Source organism: Pseudodesulfovibrio sp. (assembly GCF_028692895.1).
GTDB lineage: Bacteria > Desulfobacterota > Desulfovibrionia > Desulfovibrionales > Desulfovibrionaceae > Pseudodesulfovibrio.
Map to the genome: position 1 here is coordinate 1 of NZ_JAQUWN010000039.1, position 20,931 is coordinate 20,931.

A 20,931-nucleotide genomic window follows, 5' to 3' on the forward strand; every position below is an offset into this window, starting at 1 on the left:
CAGCCCGAAGATCCAGCCGATGCCGCCCACGATCTCGACCACGCCGGGACCGGCATCGTGCATTTCGAGCAGCATCTGCTTGATGGGCGCGACCTCGCGGCGGACCACGGCCTCGATGGCGGCGGTATCGGCCTGGGCCGGAACGGCGGCGGGCGCGGCGGCCTCCGCCGGGGCGGCGGGAGCGGCGGCCTCGGCCGGGGCGGCGGGAGCGGCGGCGGCACCGGCGTATTCATCATACTTCACGGTCCAGTCGCCCTTGTGGCCCACGCCGGCGTTGACCAGGAGGAGCAGGTCCATCTTTCCGGCCTTGGCCTTTTCCGGAATCTTGAAGGAAAACACGCCCTTTTCGTCGGTGACGCCGGTGAGGAGCAGTTCATTGTCGGCCGCGTTCCGGACCTCGACCGTGCCGTGCTGGACGCGCGAGGACCGGCTGTAGCCGCTTTCGGTTACCACGGTGTCGCCATCGGCGTAGGCGAAGATGTTGACCTTGTGCGCCGAGGCGTTGGCGGCCAGGAAGAGGCACAGGGCCAGGGCGGTGCAGACGGCGATGAGCAGACGGTTCATTTCTCTCCCCCTTTATGAAAGCTAGGCGGTCAGGGCCTCGGGCTTGACCTTGGCCAGGAAGGCGTAGGCGAAGGCGGTGATGAGCCCCTCCGCCACCATGATCGGCAGGTGGGCCAGGAAAAGCACCTTGGCCGCGCCCAGAAAGGCGTCGCCGGAAAGGGCCAGAGCCCCGGCCGTGAAGAGCGTGCTCAGGAGCAGGGCCGAAAATCCGCAGCCGAAGGCGGCCGCGAACCGGGTGCCAGCCCCCCGGTGCAGCAGGGGCCGGAAAACGTAGTAGGCCACCACCGCTGGCGCGGCCATGTCGAAAGTGTTGATGCCGAGGGTGGTCAGGCCGCCGTACTGGAAAAGGATGGCCTGGAGCAGCAGGGCCACCAGGATGGAAGGAAAGGCGGCCCAGCCCAGAATCAGGCCCAGCAGCCCGTTGAGGACCAGATGCGCGCTGGACGGTCCGATGGGTACGTGGATCAGCGAGGCGATGAAGAACGTGGCCGAAAGGATGGCCACGGACATGATCCGGTCGTAATCAACGGATTTCAATCCCACGGCGGTTCCCACCGCCGCCAGCCCCGCGCCGCCGATGAGCACCGGCGCGGAAAGGACTCCCTCGGAAATATGCATGACGTGACTCCCGACCCTCTGCGCGAACCTTCAGCGGTTCGTGTCAACAATCTGGAAGCCGTATACACCTGGTGACAGCATTTTACAACCCGTGTGATGGGAAATTCCGGCATTGGCGCAACGCCGGAGCCGGGGCCGAGCTAGTCGAAGTCGGCCAGAAGCGCGCCCACCTGCACCCCGGCGATGACCGGGGTGGCGTTGTACCGCTCGCGGATGCGGTAGAGCGCCTGGTGGAGCTGGTCCGAGGAGATGCCGTTCTTGAGGGCGGTATGGGCCTCGATGTAGGCGGCCAGTGAGTCGCAGACCTTGAGCAGCGGGCCGTCCTTGGGGTCCTGGGTGTCGTGGTTGCACTCGCCCGCCATCTGCCTTTCCGTGACCTCGATCACCTCGCCCTCGCGCAGGACCGTGGCCTTGAACTCGCTGCCCACGGCCACGCCCAGGAAGTATTCCAGCCGCTCGGCGATGTCCGCGTATCCGCCCCGCTTGAGGGGGTCGAGGACCACACGGTCCAGCTCGCGGCGCTCGTACTCGTGGATCAGCTCCGCGATGTCGAGCGACGCGCCCTTGACCGGGGAGATGATGTCGCGGGTGAGCAGCTCGGGCAGGTCGTGGAAGAGCCCGGCGAAGAAGTTGTTCTGGCTGCGGGCGCGGCAGGCACCCACCTCCATGCTGAAGAACCAGGAGTAGGCGGCCACGATGAACATGTGGCCCAGCACCGAGGTCTCGGGCACGCGCGGGGTCTGGGACCAGCGCTTCTGGAACCGGAGCCGCCCGCACATGCGCGCGAACCCGCCGAAGACCGTGCCGTCCTCGTCCAGCAGCTCGGCCACGCCGTGTATGTCGCGCAGGGCGCGCAGCCGGTCCACGAAGCTCTCCTCGATCTCGGCCAGCTCGTGGTCCATGCGGTTGATGGACTTGAGCAGCTTGAACTCGGAGTAGCTGGCGTAGAGATGGGCGGCCAGGAGGATGCGCCGGGCCAGGCCCGCGTCCTCGGGCTGCATCAGGTACGCGCCCATGCGCTCCATGAAGGGCTCGCCGAGGGGGCTGATGCGCGGCCTCAACTGGCCGAGCACCCAGTTGGTCAGTGTGCGGTAGTCGGCCGGGTTCTCCTTGATGCGGTAGAAGACCGGCGGCTTGATGTCGGTGATGACCAGCCGGTAGAGGTAGTCGAAGATGCCGCCCTCGACGATGGACTCGCCGAGCGCGCGCTTGCGGGCCACGTCCATGTCCCGCGAGTTGAGCAGGAAGAGCAGCCAGGCCACGATCATCTTGTGGGCCTGCTTGTCCACCTCCACCAGTTCCATGGGCCGGAGCTTGTCGTTCCACCGCTTCATGAACGCGCCGGAAAAAACGAGCTCAAGCAGACTCTTGCGAATGATCACGGACATGGCTTCGGCTCCCGCTGGGTTGGCATTCCCCAAGGGTGCCGGAATCGCGGGGGAAAGGCAACGGAAGATGCCTCCGGCAGCCAAAGAACCTCTTAAAAGAGGTTCTCTGGACTCTCCAGAACTTTTTAGCTGCGCTTCGCGCGGTACGTGCAAAGAAAAGAAACGCCTTCGGGGCGGCATCACCCGAGCAGAGACAAGCCCGATCCCCGCGACTCCGCCCCGCGAAGCGGAGACATGAAGTTTTGGAGATTCTTAAGAACCTTTTTCAAAAGGTTCTTAAGCCGCCGGAGGCATGTCTTTATCTTTAGCGGCGCACCAAGAGGGCCACGGTCTCGATGTGGTGCGTGTGCGGGAACATGTCCACGGCCCGCGCCCGCTTGAGCTCGTAGTCGGCCGAGAGCCGCCCCACGTCGCGCGCCAGGGTGGCGGGGTCGCAGGACACGGCCAGGACCTTGGCCGGGGCCAGGGCCAGGATGGCCTCGGCCATGGGGTGGCTCATGCCCGCGCGGGGCGGGTCGACCACCACCACGTCGGGCCGGGGCAGCCCCTCCAGCCCTTCCAGGCCGTTGTCCAGGTTGGCCGCGTGGAACTCCGCGTTGGCCGCCCGGTTGAGCTTGGCGCTCCCCCAGGCCTTGGACACCGCCTCCTCGCTCAGCTCGACGCCCACCACACGGGCCGCCCGGTCCGCCAGGTAGACGGCGATGGCCCCGATGCCGCAGTAGAGGTCGAGGACGGTCTCGGTCCCGGTCAACTCGCCGTATTCGGCCACGGCGCCGAAGAGCTTGGCCGCCCCCGGCGTGTTGGTCTGGAAAAAGCAGTTGGGCGACAGATGGTAACGCACCTCGCCGTCGCCGCGCGCCAGCCGCTCCTCGATCTGCTTGGGTCCGAGGCGGAACTCCACCTGCTCGCCCACGGCCAGGGGGGCCCGGCGCGAGCGCGAGGAGTGGACGAAAGACGTCAGGGTGCGGAACTCGGCCACCAGGGTCTCGCCCAGGGATTCGGCCTGGGCGTAGTGGTCCGGGGCCTCGGCCGTGATGAGGTGGGCCATGATCTCGCCCGCCCGGGCGTGGCGGATGACCAGGTGCCGCCAGAAGCCCTCGCCCGTGCGCGGGTCGTAGGCCGGGACGCCCGAGGCGCGGCATATCTCGCGCACCCGGCGCAGGATGTCCACGTCCCGTCCGGCGCAGAGGTGGCACTCGTCCACGTCCACCACCGGGGGCAGGTCGCGGCTGCCGGAGGCGGCGTTGCCGCGCAGCCCCAGGTGCAGCTCGCCGTCGCGCTGCTCGAAGGCGAATTCCATCTTGTTGCGGTAGCGCCAAACCTCGGGCGAGGCCACGGGCGGGTCCATGACCAGCCCCTCCACCCGGCCGATGCGGGCCAGGGCGCTCTCCACCTGGGCCGCCTTCTGGGCCAGTTGCTCGGCGTAGTCCAGATCCTGCATGGCGCAGCCGCCGCAGGTCCCGAAGTGGGGACAGACCGGCTTGACCCGGTGGGTCGACGGCTTGACCAGTGACACGGCCTCGGCCTCGGCGAAGCGCTTCTTGGCCCGCAGCACGCGGGCGGAAACCACGTCGCCCGGCAGGCCGCCCGCCACGAAGACGGCCATGCCGTCCACGCGGGCAACGCCCCGGCCGCCGAAGGCCAGGGACTCGATGGTGCACTCGATGACGTCGTCTTTAGCTATTGACATGGTTCGCTCCCGGTTGCGGTGAGGGGCCGGTTTGACATGAAACGTCCCCCCTGTCTATCTCTATGTGTAATGATCGACAAGGCCACGGCCATACCCGCCCTTCTGCGGCGGCTGGACAATTTGCCCGAGGGGCACGCCATCGACCTGCGCACCTACAAGCGCAACCGCTCGGTGGTCATCGCCCGCGTGGGGCCGGACGACTTCGAGCTGCTGGAGACCGGCTTCCACGAGGAGCGCTTCCGCTGCGCCGGAGGAGAGCTGCGGCGGCTGCTCAAGCTGCTGCTGAAACGGGAGTTCCCCCGCTCGACCAAGATCCGGGTCTACGATCTCGGCCCGGCCGGGGCGGATGCGCCCGTGAAGAGGAAGACGCTGTGATCGACAAGGCGGCGGCCCTGCCTACCCTGCTCGCCCGGCTGCGCAAGATGGAGACCGGCCGGGGCCTTGCGCTCCTGACCTACAAGCGCGACCGGTCCGTGACCGTGATCCGGCTGGACGTGAACCGCTACGAAGTGCGGGAGAACGGGTTCGCGAAAACGACAAAGGAAACGGACCAGGTCGGCCTGAAGGGCCTGCTCAGGACGCTGCTCAAGCGGGAATTCCCGCGCAGCAACAAGATCCGCGTGCGGGAGCTGTCTGCGGCGGACGAGTGTTAGACTCAGGACCTCTTTTCCGTCTTGATGCGCTCCAACACCTGGACCGCCCATTCGGGATCACTGAACACCGCCCGCCGGAGGGATTCCGGCACCCGGCCGCTCATGACCATGAGCAGCTCAGGATTCTCACCCAATTCCTCCGCCAGGGCCAGGACCCGCTTCTCGCTCAGCGAGGCGGGCTCCCCACGCTCGATCTTGCTCAAGTAGGAATGATGGATGCCGATCCGCAGGGCCACCCGCCGGATGGAATACTCGGGGTCCTCCCTGCGCAGCGCCTCCCGCTTTTCTCGTATGTAATCCCCAAAAAGCTTGCTCACACCAACCTCGCCATGACTATGGATAGAATGACCGTTACTGTTGTCTACTATACAGTAGCCAGCAACATACTGACAAGATTGAAAAAGTACAAAGGGGGTTGGAGAATGGAATGACAGGATCGGGCCGGGGAGGGACGGTTCGCACTCCCTCCACCGCACGGATTTTCCCAACAAGTGTCTGAATATACTTATCGGCTAACGAATTGCATTGTCGGCGCTCGCCCGCCGGGACGCGGGCGGCCGGTAGCCCACCAGCTCCATGGTGAAGTGGCCCACGGCCACCTTGGAGCGGACCTTGACCGGGATGCGCCGCTCGTCGGCGGAGAACCAGACGAGCAGTTCGGCGTCCGGGCTCTTGCGGAACACGCCGGAGAGGTGCTTGACGTCGATGCGGACTCGGAAGCAGGGGATGACGCCCATGGGCGTCTCGACGCCCTCCGAGCCCTCGACATAGGCCTCGCCCATCACGCTGACCTTGCCGTCGGTGACGTTGGCCCCGAAGCGCATGGTCTTGTAGAGCGGCTGCTTGCGGAACCCGAAAAGCACGGCCATGGGGTCGAAGACGTCCTCCGGCTGATCCAGGGTGTGCTTCAGTTCGCCGCGCACGAAGCGCCGCGTTTTCCCCTCCCCGGCGTCGAAGACCAGCTCCACCTGCTTGTGGTAGGTCCCCTCGTTCTGGTCCTTCCGATAGCGCAGGGAGCGGTTCACGTCCAGGTCGGTCCAGGCCTCCATGGTGTCGCGGACCTTGTAGAATTTGTCCACCCAGGGAACGGTGCGGGCAGTGGCCTTGAAGGCGCGGGCCGGGACGCCGTCCATGTCGGTGTCGGGCAGGACCTCCAGCACGGCGTCGCCCGCGTGGACGAAGGTCCAGTAGATGCGATAGTCCAGGCGCTCGCCGGGGCCGAAGGGGACCTTGAGCCCCGCCCGGGCCGGCCCGGCCAGGAACAGCGCGGCGAGCAGCGGAAGTAGAAGAAGGAGTTTCGCTCTCATGCCCGCTATTTCGCCATTCGCCCCCGGCAAGTCAAGAGCGGTGCGGGCGGCTGCACACGCCTGTGGACAAAAGAGGGGGGAGAAGCTAGGAAGAACTCGTAAAGACTTGAAAACGACTCATATAAGCAAGGAGTTACCCTCATGATGCTCAGAAAGCGCGCCTGGGACATGATGCGCGACGATTTTCCCGTCATTCAGGACGACGCCAGCCTGGCCGAGGCCATCCGCATCATGCGCGAAGCCATGATCGAGGCCCCGGACTCCCAGGTGGTGGTGGTCCAGAACAAGGGCGGCAAGCTGGTGGGCGCCATCAACCTCTGGCAACTCTTCTACGCGGTCAAGCAGTCCGTGCTCAAGGACGAGAACCTCAAGTCCGACGGCGAGGTGGACTGGGACCAGCAGTTCGCCAACGCCTGCCTGATCTGCACCCAGATGCGCCTTGAGGAGCACGTCATCAAGGACCCGCCGACCCTCAAGCCCAACGAGCCCATCCTCCTGGTCATCGAGACCTTCCTCAAGACCCGGCGCGACTGGGCCCTGGTCGTGGAGGGCGACAAGGTCATGGGCGTGGTCTACGTCACCGACGTCTACCGCGAGATGACCCGCGACATGGTCACCTACTTCAAGAAGTAGACGCGGCTCCTGCGAAAAGGAAAGGCCCGCCCCGGAGGTTCCGGGGCGGGCCGTTTTCTTTCGTGCGGGGCGTCGCTTGCGCGCGCGGGCGCTCACTCGCGAATCTTGAGGTCCAGGAGGAGCAGCGCCTGGAGCGCCTTGGTCATCTCGGGATCGTAGCGCCGGTCCCCGGCCAGGTCGGCCGCGGCCTTGAGCATGGGCAACCCCTTGGAATAGGGCCGGTCAGTTATCATGGCGCAGAACGAGTCCGCCACGGCGCAGAGACGGCCCGCAAAGGACTGCTTGACCGTCTTCATGGGATAGCCCGATCCGTTGAGCCGCTCGTGGTGCTCGGTGACGCACTGCTCGATCTCGGTATAGCGCAGGTCGAGCTTGGTCAGCATCTCGTAGCCCATCTTGGTGTGCACGCCGACCTTGGTCCGCTCGTCCGGGGTCAGGGGCTTGTCCTTGACGCGGATGAAGGAGGGGACCTTGGCCATGCCCAGGTCGTGCAGGAAGAGCCCGGCCGTGAGCCGGTTGAAGCTCTTGCGCTGGATGTCCTCCTGAAACTGCTTGCCCTTGAGCCTGCCGAGCAGGGCCAGGCCCAGGAAGCCGCAGTTGACCGAGTGGTTCTCCAGGCTGTGGGTGCGGTGCAGCCGCCGGACCAGGGCCCTGGACCGGTTGATGTCCGCGTACAGGTATTCGGTCAGGACCATCAGGTCCACCCAGAGCTTCTCGAAGACCGCGTGCACGGGCTGGTCGAAGAACTCGGCCGTGCGCCGGGTCAGGGCCTGGGTGAAGATGTCCGCGATCTCCCTCTCCTTGAGGTTGGAGTCCACCAGGACCAGGTCGAGCTGGTAGCTGATGTGCTTGACGTATACCGGATGGTCGTCGCGCGAGACGAAGACCATTCCTTGGGCGGTCAGGGCCGCCAGCTCCTCTATGCGCTCGTTCGAAAGCCGGTCGCCGACCTTGTAGTAGGGCACGATGCGGGCCACATCCTCCTTGAACAGGAAGATGTTCAGAGGCGGCCGGAACTTGTTGAAGCTGCCCAGGATGTCCGGACTGATCTGGTAGTATTCCTCGTTCAGTCCGTCGGGGATGGCTTGCGACTTCTTCGAACTCATGTCTCCTCGCAGTGGATCGGGGGCGATGCCGGTCTAGGAGGCTTCCTTGGGGAGCTTCTCGTAGAGCTTGACCACGTTGGTCTGAGTCAGGGCCTTGCCCTTTTCGGGCTGGCCGGCGGTGATGATGACGATGTCCCCTTCCTGGAAGGCGGGCGACTGGCGGACGAAGACCTCGGCCCGCTCCTGGTGGTCGTCGATGACGTCCAGGGGCTCGGCCGGGATGACGCCCCAGGAGAGGTTGGTGAAGTGGCGGACGATGGGGTCGGTGCTCAGGGCGTAGACCGACTGGGCCGGGCGGCAGGACGAGAGCAGCCGCGACGTGCCTCCCGAGGTGGAGTGGCAGACGATGGCCTTGGCCCCGGTCTTGCCCGCCAGCATGGCGGCGGCGTGGGCCAGGAAGGTGGAGGGCGGCAGGTCGCGCTCGTCCACTTCCATCACCGGCACGCGGGTCTCGAACATGTAGCGCTCGATCTCGTAGGCTATCTTGCGCATGAAGCGCACGGCCTCGCCGAAGTAGCGGCCGATGGCCGTCTCCTCGGAGAGCATGACGCAGTCCGCGCCGTCCAGGATGGCGTTGGCCACGTCCGTGGTCTCGGCCCGGGTGGCCATGGGCGAGTTGACCATGGAGAGCAGCATCTGGGTGGCCACGATGACGGGCTTGCCCGCCTTGTTGCAGGCCTTGATGATGCGTTTCTGGGCGGCGGGCAGCTCGGCCAGGTCCAGCTCCAGCCCGAGGTCGCCGCGCGCCACCATGATGCCGTCGGCCTCGCGCAGGATGTCGTCCAGGCACTCCAGGGCGGCGGTGCGCTCCAGCTTGGCGATGATGGGCACCCGCCGGCCGTACTGGATCATCTCGGCGCGCAGGTTGCAGATGTCCTCGGGCTTCTGGACGAAGCTCATGGCCACCACGTCCACGCCGAGCTCCATGCCCACGGCCAGGTCCGCCTTGTCCTTCTCGGTCAGCGGGGCCAGCGGCGTCTTCATGCCGGGAAAGGTGATGCCCTTGCGCGGCGGGCACATGCCGGAATTGGTGGCCTCCAGGCGGATCAGGTTCTCGGCCTCGATCCTCTTGACCTTGAACCGGATCATGCCGTCGGACAGGGCCACGGGATCGCCCTCCCTGATGGACGAGAGCAGTTCGGGGAAGTCCAGGCAGATGAAGGGCTCCTCCACATCCTTGGCCTTGTCCGGAGTGCCGAGCAGGACCTCGCTCCCCTTGGAGACCTCGAAGGCCCCCAGCCCCACGTCGCAGGTGCGGATCTTGGGCCCGGAGAGGTCCTGCATCACGGTCAGGGTGTAGCCCGTCTCTTTCTCCAGCCGCCGGACGATGCCGACCATCTCCTCGAAGAACTCGCGCCCGCCGTGGGAAAAATTGAGCCGGAAAATCTTGGCCCCGGACTCAACCAGCTCCCGGACCGCCTCGTAGTTGCCGGTGCCCGGCCCCAGGGTGGCGATGATCTTGATGTGCCTGTCCATTATGCTGCCTCCATGGCGGGCCGACGCCGAAAGAACGTCTCAACCGCCCGCATTGCTTCGTTTTAGTATGGATTCTTCCCCCAAACCCTTCTCGGCATCTGACGGGAAGTCTAGGCGCGCGGCCATGAAAAATCAATAAAGCCCGCCGGGATTCGTTCATTTATTTCGGCCCGGCGGTTGACATTCTCTTGATTTTCCAGCATCGGTGGGAATAAGTGGATTTTAGTGTAAAAATAGGGTAAGAATGTGGAACGAAGCGGGAGCGACGGTGTCGCTCCGGGGGAACGATGAAGTTCAGAGGTCACGCACACAGAAGCCTGGATGACAAGGGTCGGCTCATTCTGCCGCCCGATTTCCGGGATGCGATCCGCGTCGGCGACGCCGACGCGATCATCGTGCTGACCATTTTCCGCAAGCACGTCATCGGCATCACCCCGTCCCAGTGGGACCGCCTGGAAGAGGAACTGGAGAAAGTCCGCGTGCCAAGCCCGGCGCTGCACAACATCAAGCGCATCCTCTACTCCGGCTACACCGAGACCCCCGTGAACAAGCTGGGTCGCATCGCCATTCCCGCGCACCTGCGCAAGAGCGGCAAGCTGGACAAGGACGTGGTGGTCATGGGCGTGGGCAGGCACTTCGAGATCTGGCCCGCCGACAGCTTCGAGCATCTGCTCGACGAGGACTACGACGTGTCCTCCGAGCTGGCGGAAAACAACGTCAGCCTGCCGTTCTAGCCATGGCGGGCGGAGTGGACCCGGCGTCCATTCACACGACGGTTCTTTTACAGGAAGTGATCGACTGGCTCAGGCCCGCACCCGGCGGCCGTTACATCGACGGCACCCTGGGCATGGGCGGCCACAGCCTGGCGCTCATGCGGGCGGCAGGCGAAGGGGCCGAACTGGCGGGCCTGGACAGGGACGAGGAGGCGCTTTCGCTCGCGGCCGCGCGACTTGAGGAATTCGGCGACCGCATCCACCTCTTCCACCTCCCCTTCTCCAGGTTCGAGGAAGCCCTGGACGAGCTCGGGTGGGAAAAGGTGGACGGCGCGGTCCTGGACCTCGGCGTCTCCTCCCTGCAACTGGACGAGGCTGAAAGAGGATTCAGCTTCATCCACGACGGCCCCCTGGACATGCGCATGGACAACGCGCAGGGTCCTTCGGCCGCGGAGCTGGTCAACACGCTGAAACACGGTGATCTGGCGCGGATCATCCGGACCATGGGGGAGGATCCCCTGGCCGGGAAAATCGCGTCTGCAATACTGAAGGCACGGGAACAGGAAGCGATCACGAGGACGCTTCAACTGGCCGAGATAGTCCGGCTCGCGTATCCGCCCAAGATGCGGCACGCCGCCCGGAACCACCCAGCCACCCGGACCTTCCAGGGACTGCGCATGGCAGTCAACAGGGAAACTGAGGAACTGAACTGTTACCTTGAACGCATCGTCGGACGCCTGAAGCCGGGCGCGAGAGTGGCGATCATCTCGTTTCACTCCCTGGAGGACAGGGCCGTGAAGCTCGCCTTCCGGGAAGGCGCCAAGGGGTGCAAATGCCCCCCGCACCAACTCCACTGCACCTGCGGCGGGGTCCCGGACTTAAGTGTGCTGACGAGAAAGCCGCAACTCCCGTCCGAGGCGGAAATGGCCGGAAACCCCCGCAGCCGCAGCGCCAAGCTGCGCGTGGCGGAGCGGCTCGGGCCCGACGGAGAACGAGCATGAGCAAAGCCGACAAGACGCTCTTGTGGATGATCCTCACCCTGCTGGGTGGGGCGCTCGCCCTGGGACTGGGAGCGGTATGGCTGAACATCGAGCGCATGGACGTGGCCTACGACCTGCGCACGATGGAAAAAAGCCTGGGCCAGAAAGAGGATCTGGCCGTGAAGCTGACGGTTGAGAGGAACAACCTGGCTTCACCCTACCAGCTCAGAAAGCTCGCGGACCGCCTTGAACTCGGGGTGGCCGCGCCGGGGCAGATCCGGCGGATAGCGGATACGAGGTAACGCGGCGCCGAACCTATGACTGGCGCCTAGTGGGATTACAGGGAAGAAACATGGTTAAGGGAAGCCAGGGGCGCAAAGACCGCAGCAGGGTGAAGATCGGGTTCGTCATGAGCCTGTTCGCCGTCGCCCTGGTCGGCCTTTGGGTCCGGACGGGCTGGGTCCAGATCCGCCAGGGATCGGACCTGCTCGCACAGGCATCGAGGCAGAGCCGCGCCGCCGAATGCGAATACGGCGCGCGGGGACGCATCTTCGACCGCAACGGACAGATGCTCGCCACCAGCGTGGAGGCCAAGTCCGTGTACGCGCGTCCCTTTGAGGTGGCCGACGTGGACGTGGCCGCCGACACCCTCTCGCGCACCCTCGGCGTCGCCCGCTCCACCGTCTACAAGCGCCTCAAGTCCCGCAAGAAATTTGTCTGGATCAAACGGCAGGTCACCGACCGAGAGGCCCTGGCCGTCTCCGGCGCGGACCTGCCCGGCGTCCGGCTGGTCAGCGAGTTTTCCCGCATCTACCCCAACGGCCACCTGGCCGGGCAGACCATCGGCTTCGTCAACGTGGACGGCCGGGGGCTGGAGGGCGTCGAGCGCGTCTACGAGGACCGGCTCAAGCCCAGCAAGGCCCAGTTCGTGGTCCAGCGCGACGGCAAGGGCCAGCGCTCCTACATTGACGCCCAGGGCCGCGAGATGGACATCAACGGCCTGGACGTGCGCCTGACCATCGACACCCAGATCCAGCACGCGGCCGAGCAGGCCCTGGCCCGGTCCGTCACCGAATACGGCGCCCGCTCGGGCATCGTCCTGGTGGTGGACGTGGACTCCGGCGACATCCTGGCCATGGCCAACGACCCGTTCTTCAACCCGAACAACGTGGAGCGCTCCTCCGCCTCCCAGCGCCGCCTGCGCGCCCTGACCGACATCTACGAGCCGGGCTCCACCATGAAGCCCTTCCTCTTCGCCGCCGCCATCCAGGAAGGGGTCATCAAGCCCGACACCCTCATCAACTGCGAAGGCGGCCGCTGGCGCGTGGCCAACAAGACCATCCGCGACACCCACCCGGAGAAGTGGCTGCCGGCCCGCAAGGTCCTGCGCTATTCCTCCAACATCGGCTCGGCCAAGATCGGCATGGACCTCGGCGCGGGGGTATACCACTCCTACCTGACCAAGCTCGGCTTCGGCGAGAAGACCGACATCGGCCTGCCCGGCGAGGCCTCGGGCATCCTCATGCCCCCGAACAAGTGGACCAGCGTGGACCTGGCGGCCATCAGCTTCGGCCAGGGCATCGGCGTCACCGCGCTCCAGCTCGCCCGCGCCTTCCTCTGCCTGGCCAACGGCGGCGTGACCAAGGACCTGCATCTCGTCTCCCTGCCCGACCAGGCCCGGCGCAATCCGGCCCAGCAGGTATTCTCCCCGGAGACCGCCGCCACGGTCCTCTCCCTGATGAAGGAAGTGGTGGAGGAGGACGGCACGGGCCGCAGCGCGCGCATCCCCGGAATCACCATCGCCGGCAAGACCGGCACGGCCCAGAAGGCGGCCAAGACCGGCGGCGGCTACGGCGACCAGTACCTTTCCTCCTTCGTGGCCCTGGTGCCGGCCGACCGCCCGGAGCTGCTCGTCCTGACCATGATCGACGAGCCGCAGAAGTCCAACTACGGCTCAACGGTGGCGGCCCCGGTCTGCCGCGAGGTCACGGTGCGCACCCTGGCGTACTACGGCAAGCTCTCCGAAACGCTCCAGACCGCCGAGGTCGAGGACGTCTCCGGCGAGACGGCCGACGCGGCCTCCCTGGCCGAGGCCGTGGGCGAGGCCCCGTCCCGGCCGGACACGGGCCGGGTGCCCGACATCAAGGGCATGTCCGTGCGGCGCGCCCTGGAAATTTTGACGAAAAAGGGAATCGTCCCCGTGCTCAAGGGCCGGGGCATGACGGTCAAGAACCAGAAGCCCGAAGCGGGCCAGCCTTGGCCCGACGACCAAAGGACGGAGGGGGCGGACGATGTTTTTGTTCTCTGGCTCTCCTAGTGAGGAAAAGGCAGGCGTAATGCAGTTTCAGACGCTTCTGAAAAAGGTCGCCAAGGGCCTCGTGGTGCGCACGGATTCGCGCAAGGTGCAGCCCGGCGAGTGCTTCGTGGCCATGCCCGGCACCAAGGTGCGCGGCATCGACTTCATCCCCGGCGCGCTGGACAACGGGGCCAAATACATCGTGGCCCCCGAGGCCGCCCGCGACCTGGTGGCCCCGGTGGTCGAAAAGCGCGCCCACGCCGTGTACCACGAAAACCCGGCCGCGGCCTTGGGCGAGCTGGCCAAGGCTTTTTTCCACGTCCTGGACCGCGATCTCAAGCTGGTGGGCGTCACCGGCACCAACGGCAAGACGACCACCACCTACCTGATCGAGCACCTGCTCAAGTCCGCCGGGCTCAAGGTGGGCGTCATCGGTACGGTCAACTACCGCTGGCCCGGCTTCGAGATGAACGCCTCCCGGACCACCCCGGACTGCTGGATGATCCACGAACTGCTCTTCAACATGAAGAAGGCGGACGTGGACGTGGCGGTCATGGAGGTCTCCTCCCACGCCCTGGACCAATACCGCGTGGCGGGCCTCACGTTCGACGCGGCGGTCATGACCAACCTGACCCAGGACCACCTCGACTACCACCACGACATGGAGACCTATTTCCAGGCCAAGCGCAAGCTCTTCACCAGCTACCTCAAGTCGGGCAAGGCCGGGGTCTTCAACTACAACGACTCCTTTGCCCGCCGTCTGCTGGCCGAGTGCGAGGGCGGCATCGGCTACGGCATCGACGACACCGCCATCGTCCGCCAGGAGGTGGGCGACAAGGCCATGGTCCAGGGGACCATCCTGGAAATGAACGGCCGGGGCATGCGCATCAAGACCTCCTACAAGGGCAAGAGCTGGGAGATAGAATCCCCCCTGGTGGGCGGGTTCAACGCCATGAACCTGCTCGCGGCCCAGGCCGTGGGCCTCCAGCTCGGCCTGAACTGCAAGGACATGCGCCGAATGAAGGAATTCCACGGCGTGCCCGGCCGGCTGGAGCGAGTCCGCAACGACAAGGGGCTCTCCGTGTTCGTGGACTACGCCCATACCCCCGACGCCCTGGAGAACGTCCAGCGCACCCTCAAGCAGCTCGATTTCGACAGACTCATCACCGTGTTCGGCTGCGGCGGCGACCGCGACCGGACCAAGCGGCCGATCATGGCCGCCTCCGTGGCCAAGTACGCCGACGTGGCCGTGCTGACCTCGGACAACCCGCGCTCCGAGGCGCCCGAGGCGATCATGGACGACGCCCGCCCCGGCCTCAAGGGGGCCAGGTCGATCATGGAGAACCCGGACCGGCGCACGGCCATCCGCATGGCCGTCAACGAAATGACCCCCCGCGACGCCGTGCTCATCGCGGGCAAGGGGCACGAGGACTACCAGGTCCTCGGAGACAAGACCATCCACTTTTCGGACGTGGAAGAGGCCGCCAAGGCCATCGAGGAGAGGCAGTGAAACTGACATTGGCCGACGTACAGCGCTGCCTCGGCAACGCGGCCGACGAGGGCCAGGAGAGCGTCGCCATCCGCGCGGTGCGGACGGACAGCCGCGCCGTGGAGCCCGGCGACCTCTTCATCTGCCTGCCCGGCGAGCATTTCGACGGACACGAGTTCGCCGCCCAGGCTGCCAAAAAAGGCGCGGCGGCCGTCATCGCCTCGCGTCTCATCGACGACGCGGGCGCGCCGGTCATCATGGTGCAGGACACCGTGGCCGCCCTGGGCCGACTGGCCGCCTGCTGGCGCGACATCTGCGGCGCGCGGCTCATCGCCGTCACCGGCACGGCGGGCAAGACCACGGTCAAGGAGATGCTCTCCGCCGTGCTTTCCCGCAAATTCACCGTGGCCAAGAACTACCGCAACCTGAACAACCAGATCGGTCTGCCGCTCTCCATGCTCCGCGCCGACGCCGGGCAGGAGCTGTGGATCATGGAGCTCGGCATCTCGCACAAGCGCGACATGGAGGAGCTGGCCCCCATCGCCAGCCCCGACCTCGCCGTCATCACCAACGTCGGCCCCGGCCACCTGGAAGGGCTGGGCGACGTGGAGGGCGTGGCCCGGGCCAAGACCGCCCTGCTCCGTTACCTGCGCCAGGGCGGCTCGGCGATCATCGGCCGCGACTACCCCGCCCTGTGGGCCGCCGCGTGCGAAATCGCGCCCGCGCCCATCGGATTTTCCGCCGACCCGGCCATCACGGACACGGACTTCGCCGCCGCCTTCCTGGGCGGGGCGGGCTCCGAGGGATGGGGCCGATTCAGGCTGCGCACCCCCGAGGGGGAAAGCGAGTTCGACGCGCCCTTCGCGGGCGACCACTACGCGGCCAACCTGGCCTGCGTGGCCGCCGTGGCCCACCAGCTCGGCCTGGGGCGCGACGACGTGGTGGCGGGGCTCAAGACCCTGGTCCCGGACCGGCAGCGGTTCTGCTGCCGCACCGTGGGCTACTGCACGGTCATCGACGACACCTACAACGCCAACCCGCTCTCCATGGCCGGGTCCATCCGCACTGCGGCCTCCATGGCCGGGGACCGCGAGCTGGTCCTGGTCCTGGGCGACATGCGCGAACTGGGCGCGGAGGCGGCCATGCGGCACGAGGAGCTGGGCCGCCTGCTCCGGGGAATCGAGCTGAAGGCCATTTTCTACAAAGGCGACCACTTCGCCGATGTGGCGCGCGGCCTGGGCGACGGGATGAAACCGGTCAAGGTGACCGGGCCGGACGACTTCATCGCCGGGTGGCGCGAGCTCTCGCTCGGCCGTTCCGTTGCCCTGTTCAAGGGGTCGCGGTCCCTGGGCATGGAGGCGTTCGCAGGGGCCCTGTGCCGCGAACTCGAACAACACGCGGGAGAGGAGGCCTAACCGGTGATCTACAATCTGCTCGTTCCGCTCAGCAGCGAAGTCGGCGTCCTGAACGTCTTCCGCTACATTACCTTCCGCTCGGTCTGGGCCCTGCTCACCGCGCTGATCATCTCCATCCTCTTCGGACCGGCCATGATCCGCTGGCTCCAGCGCGTCAAGTGCGGCCAGTACATCCGCGAGGACGGGCCCAAGCACCAGGCCAAGCAGGGCACGCCGACCATGGGCGGGGTGATGATCATCCTGTCCGTGTGCGTCTCCACTGTGCTCTGGGCGGACCTGACCAACGTCTACGTCTGGCTGACCCTGCTGGTCTTCGCCGGGTTCGGGGCCGTGGGCTTCGCCGACGACTACATCAAGGTGGTCAGGAAGCATAACGAGGGGCTCTCGGCCAAGGCCAAGTTCCTGTGCCAGTGCGCGGTGGCCGCGGCGGCCCTCTACCTGCTCATCCAGGAGCCCGCCTACTCCACCCGGCTGTCCGTGCCCTTCTTCAAGAACATCACTCCGGACCTGGGCTGGTTCTACCTGCCCTTCGCCCTGATCGTCATGGTCGGCGCGTCCAACGCCGTGAACCTGACCGACGGCCTGGACGGCCTGGCCATCGGCCCCATGGTCGTGGCCATGGCCTGCTTCGCCATCTTCATCTACGTCTCCGGCCACGCCAAGATGGCCGAATACCTGGCCGTGGCGAACATCCAGGGCATCGGCGAGGTCACGGTCTTCTGCGGGGCCATGGTCGGCGCGGGCCTCGGGTTCCTGTGGTTCAACGCCCACCCGGCCCAGGTCTTCATGGGCGACGTGGGCTCCTTGTCGCTGGGCGGCGCCCTCGGGTTCGTGGCCGTGCTGGCCAAGCAGGAGCTGCTCCTGGCCATCGTGGGCGGCGTGTTCGTGTTCGAGACCCTCTCGGTGATCCTCCAGGTCGGCTATTTCAAGCTCACCGGCGGCAAGCGCATCTTCAAGATGGCCCCGCTCCACCACCATTTCGAGCTCAAGGGCATCCCGGAATCCAAGATCATCGTCCGGTTCTGGATTCTCTCCATACTCATGGCCCTCATGGCCCTTTCCACCCTCAAGCTGAGGTAGCGCCGTGAACGATCTCGTAAAAAACTTCATCGACCAGGCCATCCTGCGGGGCAAGCGGGCCGTGGTGGTGGGCGCGGGCAAATCCGGCCTGGCGGCCGTGCGCCTGCTGCACGTTCTGGGCGCGCGCGTGCGCCTGGCGGACCGCAACGAGTCCCTCACCCCGGACGTCCTTGGCGAACTGGCGGGCACGGCCGAGCTGGTCACCGGCCCGCACAAGCCCGAGCACTTCGCGGACGCGGACATCATCGTCCTCTCGCCGGGCGTGCCCGTGAAGCGCATGGCCGAGGTGCTGAAGGGCGTCGAGGACCGCAAGATCGTCTCCGAGCTGGAGTTCGCCTCCTGGTTCCTCCAGGCCCCGGTCCTGGCCGTCACCGGCACCAACGGCAAGACCACGACCACCACCCTCATCAGCGAGATACTGGCCCACGCCGGGAAGCGAATCTTCACCGGCGGCAACATCGGCACCCCGCTCTGCTCCTACCTGCTGGAGGGCGAACCCGCCGAAGTCATCGTCCTGGAGGTGTCGAGCTTCCAGCTCCAGAACTGCCGCCTGTTCAAGCCGCACGTCGGCGTGTTCCTGAATTTCTCGGCCAACCACCTGGACTACCATGAAAACATGGCCGAATACCTGGGCGCGAAGCTGACCCTCTTCGCCCGCATGACCGACGAGGACACCGCGCTGCTGCACGAGTCCCTGCGTCCCATGCTGGAGAAGACCTTCGGCGGCCGCCCCTTCACCGCCGCCCGGGTGGAATGGTTCGGCCCCACCGACCGGTTCGAGGCCCCGCACCTGCCGGGCGAGCACAACCGGTCCAACATTGAGGCGGCCTGGCGGGCGGTCCGCCGCTTCGGCGTCACCAAGGCCCAGGCGGCCGAGGCCATCCGGAACTTCCACCCGCTCCACCACCGCATCGAGCCCGTGGGCGAGGTGGACGGCGTGCTCTACGTGGACGACTCCAAGGCCACCACCCTGGACGCCGTGGTGGCGGCCGTGCGCTCCTTTGACCGCCCTGTCCGGCTGCTCATGGGCGGGGTCTGGAAAGGCGGCGACGTGGACGCCTTCGCCCAGTCCGTCAGGAACCGGGTCGTCGCCGTGGGCCTCTTCGGCGGCAGCCGCGACGTGCTGGAGCCGCCCCTTTCGAAGGTCTTTCCCGTGACCTGGGACGAAACCCTCGCCGACGCGGTTCGCCGCCAGGCGGGCGAGGCCAAGGCGGGCGAGATGGTCCTGCTCTCCCCGGCCACGTCGAGCTTCGACCAGTATTCGAGCTACAGCCAACGCGGCGACGACTTCCGCCACGCCGTGGAGGGACTCGAATGAACACGCTCAAGGCGCAGAACGCACCGGCCGGGACCGGACGCATCGACCCGTGGCTGCTGCTCAGCACCCTGCTGCTGGCCGGGTTCGGGCTCATCATGGTCCTCTCCTCCAGCGGCATCACTGCCGAGCGCGACTTCGCCGACAAGTATTTCTTCTTCAAGCGCCAGCTCATGTTCGCGGGCGTGGGGCTCGCGGCCATGGTCGCCTGCATGCAGATGCCGCGCAAGCTGCTCTACGGCCTGACCTATTTCTGGGTGGGCCTCTCGGTGGTCATGCTCGCCCTGTGCGTCACCCCGCTGGGCGTGAACATCAACGGGGCCAGCCGGTGGATCCGCCTCGGGCCTGTCAACCTCCAGCCGCTGGAGTTCGCCAAGGTCGCCCTGGTCCTCTACCTGGCCTATTTCTTCGCCAGGAAACAGGAGCTGGTGCGGACCTTTTCCGTGGGGTTCCTGCCGCCGTTCTTCGTCACCGGCTGCCTGTGCGGCCTGCTCCTGCTCCAGCCGGACTTCGGCGGGGCCGTGGTTCTGGCCGGGCTGCTCTTCTTCATGTGCATGGTCGGGGGCACGCGGATCAGCTACCTGCTGCCCACCCTGGTCTTCGGCGCGGGCGCGGGCTGGCTGCTCATCTCCTCCTCTCCGTACCGGCTCAAGCGCTGGACCGCCTTCCTCGACCCCTTCGCCTCGGCGCGCGACGAGGGGTACCAACTGGTCCAGTCGCTCTACGCCTTCGGCTCGGGCCGCATCTTCGGCTCCGGCCTGGGCGCGGGCAAGCAGAAGCTCTTCTTCCTGCCCGAGGCGCACAACGACTTCATCATGGCCGTGGCCGGGGAGGAGCTCGGGTTCGTAGGCATGTCCCTGTTCTTCGGGCTCATCGGTTTCTTCCTGTGGCGAGCCTTCCGCGTCGCCCTGCGCATGGAGGACCTCCAGGACCGGTTCACCGCCTTCGGCATCACCTGCATCCTGGCGCTGGGCATGATCCTCAACCTGGCCGTGGTCCTGGGCACGGTGCCGCCCAAGGGCGTGGCCATGCCCTTCATCAGCTACGGCGGCTCCAGCCTGACCGTCTCCTTCATCTGCGCGGGCATCCTGCTCAACCTCTCGCGGAGGGCCACGGCATGACGCTTTCGCGGGTCATCCTCTCCACGGGCGGCACGGGCGGCCACATCTTCCCGGCCCTGGCCGTGGCCCAGGAGCTCCGGGACCGCAATCCCGGCGTGGACATCCTCTTCATGGGCGGCTCCGGCCCCGAGGGCGAGCTCGCCACGCGCCACGGGCTGAAATTCCAGGCCCTGCCCGCCAGGGGGATCATCGGGCGCGGCGTCTCCGGCCTGCTCTCGGGCCTGGGCTGGCTCGGCCTTGGCCTGCCCCGCGCCATGGCGGCCGTGCTCCGGTTCCGGCCGGACGCGGCCATCGGCTTCGGCGGCTACGCGGGCTTCTGCCCCATCCTGGCCGCCCGGCTGCTCTTCGTACCCACGGCCGTGCACGAGCAGAACTCCGTGCCCGGCGTGACCAACCGGGTCCTGGGCAAACTGGTCAAACGGATTTTCCTGAGCTTCCCGGACACGGGGAGCGCTTTCCCGGCCAGGAAATGCGTCATCACCGGCAACCCGGTGCGCCGGGCCATCGCGGACGCGGCCGAGGCGCGCAAGGAACGCGTCCGGGGCAGGCTGCTGCTGGTCCTGGGCGGCAGCCAGGGCGCGCGGCCGGTCAACGACGCGGTCATCGCGGCTTTGCCCGCGCTCATGGCGGCGGGCGTGACCCTTGTCCACCAGGCGGGCAAGGCGGACTTTCAGCGCGTGCGGGCGTCCTACGAGGCGGCCGGGGCGGACCCGTCCCAGGTGCGCGACTTCATTGAGGACATGGCGGCCGAATACGCGCGCGCCGACCTGGCCCTGTGCCGGGCAGGCGCGACCACGGTCTTCGAGGTGGCGGCGGCCGGGGTTCCGGCCATCTTCGTGCCCTTTCCCCAGGCCACCCACGACCACCAGACCAGGAACGCCAAGGCCATGGCCGCGCTCGGCGCGGCCGTGCTCCTGCCCCAGGCCAAGCTGGCCGAGGGGCGGCTGGCCGAAGAGATCGCCGCCCTGCTCGGGGACGGGACCCGGCTGGACGACATGGAACAAGCGGCGCGCGGTTTCGCCCGTAAGCGGGCCGCCGCCGACATCGCGCAGGGGCTCGAAGCCCTGGCCGCGAAGGAAGGATAGCG

The 20,931-nt window shown here is 66.7% G+C and carries 21 protein-coding genes; 13 read left to right on the plus strand and 8 right to left on the minus strand.

What is annotated here, in order from left to right; all coding sequences use genetic code 11:
• The 4 genes from PHP91_RS10680 to rlmD form a co-directional block, all read right to left on the minus strand.
• On the minus strand, positions 1 to 564 hold a 564-nt coding region (locus tag PHP91_RS10680), incomplete at its 3' end, for a hypothetical protein (protein ID WP_300140360.1).
• 21 nt (positions 565 to 585) lie between these two features.
• On the minus strand, positions 586 to 1,182 hold the full coding sequence (gene cbiM / locus PHP91_RS10685; protein ID WP_300140361.1) for a cobalt transporter CbiM: 597 nt from the start codon (positions 1,180 to 1,182) through the stop codon (positions 586 to 588).
• A 140-nt stretch (positions 1,183 to 1,322) separates the two neighbouring features.
• Positions 1,323 to 2,570, minus strand: a complete 1,248-nt coding sequence (locus PHP91_RS10690) for an HD domain-containing protein (protein ID WP_300140363.1) — start codon at positions 2,568 to 2,570, stop codon at positions 1,323 to 1,325.
• A 304-nt stretch (positions 2,571 to 2,874) separates the two neighbouring features.
• Positions 2,875 to 4,260: a 23S rRNA (uracil(1939)-C(5))-methyltransferase RlmD gene (rlmD, locus tag PHP91_RS10695; protein ID WP_300140365.1), complete on the minus strand. Its 1,386-nt coding sequence runs from the start codon at positions 4,258 to 4,260 to the stop codon at positions 2,875 to 2,877.
• A 69-nt stretch (positions 4,261 to 4,329) separates the two neighbouring features.
• Here rlmD and PHP91_RS10700 point away from each other — a divergent pair, with 69 nt between their 5' ends.
• Positions 4,330 to 4,635 (plus strand): hypothetical protein, encoded by a 306-nt coding sequence (locus tag PHP91_RS10700; protein WP_300140367.1) that lies wholly within the window; start codon positions 4,330 to 4,332, stop codon positions 4,633 to 4,635.
• Complete coding sequence (locus PHP91_RS10705; RefSeq protein WP_300140369.1) at positions 4,632 to 4,913, plus strand: hypothetical protein; 282 nt, start codon at positions 4,632 to 4,634, stop codon at positions 4,911 to 4,913. The genes PHP91_RS10700 and PHP91_RS10705 overlap by 4 nt, the downstream gene beginning before the upstream one ends.
• Before the next feature lie 2 nt (positions 4,914 to 4,915).
• On the opposite strand, the gene PHP91_RS10710 is transcribed toward PHP91_RS10705, so the two are convergent.
• Complete coding sequence (locus tag PHP91_RS10710) at positions 4,916 to 5,230, minus strand: helix-turn-helix transcriptional regulator (protein WP_300140371.1); 315 nt, start codon at positions 5,228 to 5,230, stop codon at positions 4,916 to 4,918.
• 195 nt (positions 5,231 to 5,425) lie between these two features.
• Positions 5,426 to 6,220, minus strand: coding sequence for a DUF3108 domain-containing protein (locus tag PHP91_RS10715; RefSeq protein ID WP_300140373.1), 795 nt, complete (start codon positions 6,218 to 6,220; stop codon positions 5,426 to 5,428).
• A 141-nt stretch (positions 6,221 to 6,361) separates the two neighbouring features.
• Here PHP91_RS10715 and PHP91_RS10720 point away from each other — a divergent pair, with 141 nt between their 5' ends.
• Entirely contained in the window at positions 6,362 to 6,853 is a 492-nt protein-coding gene (locus PHP91_RS10720) for a CBS domain-containing protein (protein WP_300140375.1), read from the plus strand.
• Between the two features lie 92 nt (positions 6,854 to 6,945).
• On the opposite strand, the gene PHP91_RS10725 is transcribed toward PHP91_RS10720, so the two are convergent.
• Both PHP91_RS10725 and pyk read right to left on the minus strand, forming a co-directional pair.
• Entirely contained in the window at positions 6,946 to 7,959 is a 1,014-nt protein-coding gene (locus PHP91_RS10725; RefSeq protein ID WP_300140377.1) for an HD domain-containing phosphohydrolase, read from the minus strand.
• A gap of 33 nt (positions 7,960 to 7,992) precedes the next feature.
• Positions 7,993 to 9,435 carry a pyruvate kinase gene (gene pyk, locus PHP91_RS10730; protein WP_300140379.1) on the minus strand — a complete coding sequence of 481 codons (1,443 nt, stop codon included), beginning with the start codon at positions 9,433 to 9,435 and terminating at the stop codon, positions 7,993 to 7,995.
• A 287-nt stretch (positions 9,436 to 9,722) separates the two neighbouring features.
• On the opposite strand from pyk, the gene PHP91_RS10735 reads away from it, so the two are divergent.
• The 10 genes from PHP91_RS10735 to murG are packed head-to-tail and all read left to right on the plus strand — an operon-like array spanning position 9,723 to position 20,929.
• Complete coding sequence (locus tag PHP91_RS10735) at positions 9,723 to 10,169, plus strand: division/cell wall cluster transcriptional repressor MraZ (RefSeq protein ID WP_300140381.1); 447 nt, start codon at positions 9,723 to 9,725, stop codon at positions 10,167 to 10,169.
• Positions 10,170 to 10,171: 2 nt separating this feature from the next.
• Positions 10,172 to 11,149, plus strand: coding sequence for a 16S rRNA (cytosine(1402)-N(4))-methyltransferase RsmH (gene rsmH, locus PHP91_RS10740; protein ID WP_300140383.1), 978 nt, complete (start codon positions 10,172 to 10,174; stop codon positions 11,147 to 11,149).
• Complete coding sequence (locus tag PHP91_RS10745; protein ID WP_300140385.1) at positions 11,146 to 11,430, plus strand: hypothetical protein; 285 nt, start codon at positions 11,146 to 11,148, stop codon at positions 11,428 to 11,430. Before rsmH ends, PHP91_RS10745 begins: the two co-directional genes overlap by 4 nt.
• A gap of 50 nt (positions 11,431 to 11,480) precedes the next feature.
• The gene (locus PHP91_RS10750; RefSeq protein WP_300140387.1) at positions 11,481 to 13,445 is read left to right on the plus strand and encodes a penicillin-binding transpeptidase domain-containing protein; all 1,965 of its coding nucleotides are present in this window, start codon (positions 11,481 to 11,483) and stop codon (positions 13,443 to 13,445) included.
• Positions 13,420 to 14,934, plus strand: coding sequence for a UDP-N-acetylmuramoyl-L-alanyl-D-glutamate--2,6-diaminopimelate ligase (locus PHP91_RS10755; RefSeq protein WP_300140389.1), 1,515 nt, complete (start codon positions 13,420 to 13,422; stop codon positions 14,932 to 14,934). Before PHP91_RS10750 ends, PHP91_RS10755 begins: the two co-directional genes overlap by 26 nt.
• The gene (gene murF, locus PHP91_RS10760) at positions 14,931 to 16,328 is read left to right on the plus strand and encodes a UDP-N-acetylmuramoyl-tripeptide--D-alanyl-D-alanine ligase (RefSeq protein ID WP_300140391.1); all 1,398 of its coding nucleotides are present in this window, start codon (positions 14,931 to 14,933) and stop codon (positions 16,326 to 16,328) included. Before PHP91_RS10755 ends, murF begins: the two co-directional genes overlap by 4 nt.
• 3 nt (positions 16,329 to 16,331) lie before the next feature.
• Positions 16,332 to 17,408: a phospho-N-acetylmuramoyl-pentapeptide-transferase gene (gene mraY, locus PHP91_RS10765; protein WP_300140393.1), complete on the plus strand. Its 1,077-nt coding sequence runs from the start codon at positions 16,332 to 16,334 to the stop codon at positions 17,406 to 17,408.
• Between the two features lie 4 nt (positions 17,409 to 17,412).
• A complete protein-coding gene (gene murD, locus PHP91_RS10770; protein ID WP_300140395.1) occupies positions 17,413 to 18,726 on the plus strand; it encodes a UDP-N-acetylmuramoyl-L-alanine--D-glutamate ligase in 1,314 nt (437 codons plus the stop codon).
• Entirely contained in the window at positions 18,723 to 19,844 is a 1,122-nt protein-coding gene (gene ftsW / locus PHP91_RS10775; protein WP_300140397.1) for a putative lipid II flippase FtsW, read from the plus strand. The genes murD and ftsW overlap by 4 nt, the downstream gene beginning before the upstream one ends.
• Positions 19,841 to 20,929: an undecaprenyldiphospho-muramoylpentapeptide beta-N-acetylglucosaminyltransferase gene (gene murG, locus PHP91_RS10780; protein ID WP_300140399.1), complete on the plus strand. Its 1,089-nt coding sequence runs from the start codon at positions 19,841 to 19,843 to the stop codon at positions 20,927 to 20,929. The genes ftsW and murG overlap by 4 nt, the downstream gene beginning before the upstream one ends.
• The last annotated feature ends 2 nt before the right edge of the window (positions 20,930 to 20,931 follow it).